The 5746-nt window shown below is 40.4% G+C and carries 6 protein-coding genes; 2 read left to right on the top strand and 4 right to left on the bottom strand.

The genetic code is table 11. The features are described 5' to 3' along the window. On the top strand, positions 1–187 hold a 187-nt coding region (locus G614_RS32255; RefSeq protein WP_027643817.1), incomplete at its 5' end, for a hypothetical protein. Positions 188–464: 277 nt separating this feature from the next. Here G614_RS32255 and G614_RS0123355 read toward each other — a convergent pair. The 3 genes from G614_RS0123355 to G614_RS0123345 are packed head-to-tail and all read right to left on the bottom strand — an operon-like array spanning position 465 to position 1280. Further along, entirely contained in the window at positions 465–761 is a 297-nt protein-coding gene (locus G614_RS0123355) for a DUF3847 domain-containing protein (RefSeq protein WP_027643816.1), read from the bottom strand. Further along, entirely contained in the window at positions 754–1095 is a 342-nt protein-coding gene (locus G614_RS0123350) for a DeoR family transcriptional regulator (protein WP_027643815.1), read from the bottom strand. The genes G614_RS0123355 and G614_RS0123350 overlap by 8 nt, the downstream gene beginning before the upstream one ends. Continuing rightward, positions 1092–1280, bottom strand: a complete 189-nt coding sequence (locus tag G614_RS0123345; protein WP_027643814.1) for a hypothetical protein — start codon at positions 1278–1280, stop codon at positions 1092–1094. Before G614_RS0123345 ends, G614_RS0123350 begins: the two co-directional genes overlap by 4 nt. A 481-nt stretch (positions 1281–1761) precedes the next feature. Here G614_RS0123345 and G614_RS0123340 point away from each other — a divergent pair, with 481 nt between their 5' ends. After that, entirely contained in the window at positions 1762–2568 is an 807-nt protein-coding gene (locus G614_RS0123340; RefSeq protein ID WP_027643813.1) for a helix-turn-helix domain-containing protein, read from the top strand. Between the two features lie 135 nt (positions 2569–2703). Here G614_RS0123340 and G614_RS28810 read toward each other — a convergent pair whose 3' ends face one another. Continuing rightward, a complete protein-coding gene (locus G614_RS28810; RefSeq protein WP_242828200.1) occupies positions 2704–5409 on the bottom strand; it encodes a hypothetical protein in 2706 nt (901 codons plus the stop codon). Between the last annotated feature and the right edge of the window lie 337 nt (positions 5410–5746).

Genomic DNA, 5746 nt, shown 5'->3' with positions numbered 1-5746 from the left:
CTTTTCTAAAGCAGGCAACGATGAGTTTTTTGTGAACATCAATACCACAACAATTGTCGTAAATTTTATCCATAATGGCACCTCCGTGGATGAATTTACGGCACGGTACTCTGTCGGTTATCATTTTACTGTACGTCTTTTTGCCATAAGAGGCTGGACAGATGGTGGTGCAAATGAGAGTACCTGAAATCAGTTTAGGGAACGGGCTACAGGCCCAAAATAAACACGATCTTTGCCGTTAATTACAGTATAAACAATAGCGAAGACATATTCAATAGCCTACCGTCTGCACAGTTTCATTTATGGTGGTGCCAAATGTGCGGGCATGGGGGTTTAGGGAAAAGTGCTTGACAAAAAACATAGAGCAGACCATGACTGCGGAAAATCACAGCCCTCCGGCGAGGAGCCTTCGGAGAACGCAATGCACCAACCTCTGGGTGGTGTATAATTGCGCCCTTAGTAAACTAAGGGGTTTTCAGCTTCTCCCGTTCCAGCAGTTTTTTCAATATATCCTGTGTGTCCTGTCTGTGAAAAATGAGTTTCAACAACAGCATTACATCATCGTCTGTCAGGCGTTCTGGCTCTTGCAGAAAACTTTCTAGCATACCGCCACGAGTACAGAGCCGGTGTGTTCGTTCCTTTCGGGTAAGCTGTCTTAACTGGTACTGCAATGCCTTTTCATCATTCATGGCTTTCCGCAGTTTCTTTTCGCTTTTTTCTAACTCCCGGTTGAGCTTTTCCAGCTTTGAGGTATCAGACAAGGGCAGCGTCCTCCTTTCCCGGTATCAACACATAAATCCTGTTCGGCTCTCCAACGCCCTGACGCACCCGCATGATAAGTCCGGCAGTTTCCATTTCATTTAAAGAACGCTTGACCGTCATGGGGCTGCGGGACAGGACTGCGGCAATGGCTGTGATAGGGAAGCAGACAAACAGGATTCCGTTTTCGTCCTCCTGCCCTTTGGAGATCATAGCGTCCAGCATCCGGCAGTACATGACCTTTGCGGTGCTGCTGACAGGAAATCCTGTCAATGCTCTGGGAAAGGGCATACAGGGCGGCAATGGCGTGTCTATCGTCATAAATTCAAAATTCATTGGGTGTGTTCCTCCTTTTTCTTTGCTCGTTTGGATAAATAACGGGGGCAGTCAATCACAACCGCCCGGAAGCTCTGCTTGCACCCATGCTGGCATTTCCGGCACAATTCGTTGTAAGTGACACGCCCCCGGTCATTGAGGTAAAAAGAAAGCTCATGCTTCCTCTTTTTGCTCATTCTCGGCATATCACTTCCTTCCGTTTTGGTGTATGGTTTCGGGGCGATTTTCGGCAAAATTACAGCCATAGAGCCGCCTAAAATCTCCCGAAGTATCAGCGATAGGGTAGACTATCCCCCTATCAGATTGTCATGTTTCGGTATCATTTCGGTGTCAGTTCGCCAGTTCTTCCCGGTGTCGTTCCTCCCCTGAATCTCACAGCGGCGTATCACTCCCTTTGGTACGCTCGTTTCGGTCAGGGTTCCTCCACATCCCTGCCAAAAGTCATGGCGCTACATCGCCGGGGAAGCATATCCCACACAGGCTGGTCATTCGATTGGAATAATCCATCGATGAACTACCTGTATCATAGAACATTTTTGTGCCCTGTGCCGTATGTCCACAAAGTAGGAATTAGGGGTAAAAATCAGAAATTTCCACGATTGCGGAAAGTGTGATATAATCCAGTTAAGCGGCAGCAATAAAACTGCCGGAAAGGAGCGTGCGCCCATGAAAGGAGCAACTACCATACAGGAACGCCTTTGGGAACTCCGCAAGGACAAAGGCTTAAATCTGGAAGAATTATCAAAGCTGACGGGCATTTCCAAATCAGCTCTTGGAAGTTATGAAAAAGCGGATGTTAAGGAAATCAATCATGGCTACCTTATCACACTGGCAGACTTTTATGGGGGTTCCGTTGATTATCTGCTGTGCCGGACAGAGAACCGGGAGCAGATCAACACACCATTGACGGAGCTGCATTTGAATGATGAAATGGTGGCACTTCTGAAAAGCGGCCGGATTAACAACCGTCTGCTCTGCGAACTTTCCACCCATAAGGATTTTATCAAGTTTCTTGCGGACATTGAGATTTATGTGGATGGAATTGCAACCATGCAGATTCAAAACCTCAACGCCCTTGTCGATACTGTCCGGCATGAAATCATTGAACGGTATCGCCCCGGCGAAGATGACCCGCATTTGAAAGTGCTGCAAGCCGCCCATATCAGTGATGATGAATATTTCAGCTACATGGTGCTGGATGACCTCAACCTCATTATCCGGGATATTCGGGAAGCTCACAAAAAGGACAGCGAGAGTGCACCCCAGACCACCGTTGCCGATGAACTGAAAGAAAATCTGGAAGCGGTCGAAAATTTCAAGGGCAGCCGGGATGAAAAGTTGGTTATCCTTTACTGCAAGCAGCTTGGTATCAACTATAAAAATCTGTCAGATGAAGAATTTCGCTGGCTGATTCGGATTCTCAAAAAATCAAAGAAAATGGGAACGCCTATCAGCCAGAGGAAAAAACGGTAAAGAAAAACCGCTGTTGCATGGTTTGTTGGCTTCCATGTAGCAACGGTTTGTGCTGTGGTTATTCAGTTAAAATTCAAAACGGCAAGCAGAAATTTCCATGTTCATAAACCATAAATTGTCTTTTATCAAAATAAATCAATAAGTCTGCGTATATGATTGCACACAGGTTTTCATCTTCAGTTTTCCAAATTGCTGTTCCAATATTTCAATATACTCCTTCTTTATATACAACTCCGTTCCACTATATAATGGAATTGCATTTCCAGGATACTCACTGTCACCTTTATAACTTGATGACCATTTTTTCATAATAAAGACAATGTCATTTTCCTGATTGACGGCAATATATCTTCCATGCCAAAAATCAAATTCAATATGAACATTAAGCAGTTTAGAAACTGACATTCCAGGCCACAGATAGTCTTCATCTTCTAATTCTCGATCCAATGTACTAATAAAATTAATTAGTGCTTTCGAATTATCCGAAATCATATAGATTTCCCCTTCTTCAACCTCTGTAGCTAAACATTGTTGGAACGGATTCTGATATTCTTCATCATCCTCTCCTACTATTCCTTGATATGCAAATACCAAAGACACCTGTTGATAATCAATGCGTTTTCTTGTTTCGGAGCATCCTATTAGAATGTATTCATCCTCATTATTTTTGAAAAAAGGCTCACACGAATTATTCTTATCATACAGATGATTTTGGGGTTGCATTTCACGGCACTTAAATAATCTATACATTCCCTGATAGTCAGGCATCAATTGTAGCAAATTCTGTGGAATCAACTCGGGTTTTCTGTCCAAAAAAGCTTTTTCAATGATTGCATGGAGCGCATATTGAATTACATATGATTTGTACACGGTATTTGTTTCAGGAATCTTGCTTGATCCCCCAACAAAATCTTGTATTTTATCATTCAGATTCCTTGATGCATGTAGTTTTTCATAGAGTTCTACATAGTTAATGCCACAGGTATTGACCACCTGCATAATCGGATCTCGGTATACTGAATTCTTAGCGTATTCATCAGCTCCTTCTCGAGTCTTTTCTTTCCCAAGATCATATAGTTGTTCTGCTAAATAAAACTCAATATCTTCCTGCTCCAAATAATCAGGTGCATGTTTATCAGCACACTTTAAAAGATAGCTCTTATATATTGTAAATTCCGAAAATATAACATCCAAAAGCAGATTTCTGGTTGGATATATAGCATTAATTGCGTTTATCATTCGATCTTCATTCAAATCTTTCAGATAATATCCATAACATCTTACTAAATCTGCGATTGCTATTTGTGTCACAAGATTATACTGTTCATAATGCTCTAGACAAAATACTATCGATTCCGTGAATTCAGAATAATTCTCTTCTTCAGCAGGATTCGCCAAATAAGCATAAGCTGCTAAAAACGATTCCTTACCTCCATCAATGAACCGCATTAATAAGCAGTTACGCAGTTCTAATAGTTCATCCGTTTCTTCCCAAACATTATCAATAATATATTGATCAAGATTCGGAAAACGGAGCTTCATAATATCGAACACATTTCTCCAAATCGTAATGATACTATCCTTTTCAAAGCCAAACGCAAAAAGTGCATTCAAAAGACCTTTTGTAATTCTGCCCGAATGTGAAATAATAACTTCAGGTAATTCGTTATAAAACGTGTCACGAGCCACATCAAGACTCAGTCGTATGCTATTGAGAAATTCATCTTTATCAACTAAAGAACTTCCCCATTCATATGAGTAAAGGTACATCAACATATGAATTTCTGACATTTCTTTATCATCCAGTTCCAGCCGCTCAATAATTTGTAAAACAGTATCCTTACGTTTCTGACTGTACCTCCATCCACCAGCTCTAGTAATTATGAATCTCAGTATCTCAAGTAAAGTATCTTTATCATTCTGATAATTCTTAAGAAATTCACAGATATCTTGTATATCTCGCTCAATCAAATCATGTGTTTCAAACCATTTCTTTGCGTCCTCTGGGGTTGAGGCTTCAAAATGTATTTGATTGTCTTCAAAAACATCAGTTGCTTTCTTACCATCTTTGTTGTCCATATCGCCAGATTTCTTTATATGGAAATATTCTATATACTGTGAAACATCAAATCCTGCTGACTCGACTGTTAACAAGAATTCTTTGATACTTCCATCTTTCCAAGAATCATTATCCGGCCAAGAATTATCAAGGATATTGAATCTTGAAACAATGTTGATAACAAGTTCATTCATGCGCCACTTGATCAGCAATTTTTCATCGTTGCTTGTTTCTTCGAATATACGTCCCAGCATTCTGAATACAGATGTGGCTGCATCAATTATTCTTGGGCTTGTATCATTTGGAAGTGACTCAATCAATCCAATTACAATATCCAAATAACTAGAATCATTGCAATACTTCTCTATAGCAGAACGTAACATACGCTCTACAACCCAACTTTTTCCATACTTGATTTGTAGCTCAGACAGGAATGCAAGCGCATACCTCGAATCTGTCTCAAGCAATTTATCAAACCAGCGGTTTAGGAAGTGCTTTGTTTCTCTTCCATCAGTATGATTCCAAAGAGCTATTGTCATTTTCGTTATTGTATCGCGTTCCTTTTCTGGATTTTCTGCAACAGATTCAAAAAATATGTTATAAGAATCCATAATCTGTTCCAGAATAATATCCTTGTGAAATCCATATGCAACAAGATAACGTGTGCACAAATCAAAATACTCTAAAGCCTCAGACTGATTATACTTTGAAATAAGACTTACAAATCGGAGCTTTGCTGCAGCTATACAGTCATATACCTCATTCTTTTCTATATTCTCCACGACTTTACAACTTTTTAAGAAAAAAAAATATCGTACAGGACACTTTGGTGTATAATTAGTTTGCCAACAAAATATACAAAGGAAAGTGACCCTGTACGACAAACTCATTATACAACGAAAAGAACCTGATTGGTAGACTTCATCAATATTTTTCCATCTATTTTAAAACGTTTTCTTCCCCTACCGCGGAGACTTTATTTCTACTGGCTTTATCCATACTTGCCATGGAGTCGGCGGATTCCATCCGTTCCCTCTACCGACATTTTTTGTCTGCCATCACCCAAAAGTCACTGACTGCTTTTTATTATGCCTGTTCCTACTCCAAAGCAGACTATTC

The sequence above is a fragment of the [Clostridium] clostridioforme AGR2157 genome, from assembly GCF_000424325.1.
Classification (GTDB): domain Bacteria; phylum Bacillota; class Clostridia; order Lachnospirales; family Lachnospiraceae; genus Enterocloster; species Enterocloster clostridioformis_A.
The sequence above is the reverse complement of the archived record's forward strand: the minus strand, read 5'-3'. Positions and strand labels throughout refer to the sequence as shown.

Coding starts and splice junctions, on each gene's coding strand:
- G614_RS0123340 (WP_027643813.1), top strand. CDS start 1,762: ATGAAAGGAGCAACTACCATACAGGAACGCCTTTGGGAACTCCGCAAG.
- G614_RS0123345 (WP_027643814.1), bottom strand. CDS start 1,280: ATGCCGAGAATGAGCAAAAAGAGGAAGCATGAGCTTTCTTTTTACCTC.
- G614_RS0123350 (WP_027643815.1), bottom strand. CDS start 1,095: ATGAATTTTGAATTTATGACGATAGACACGCCATTGCCGCCCTGTATG.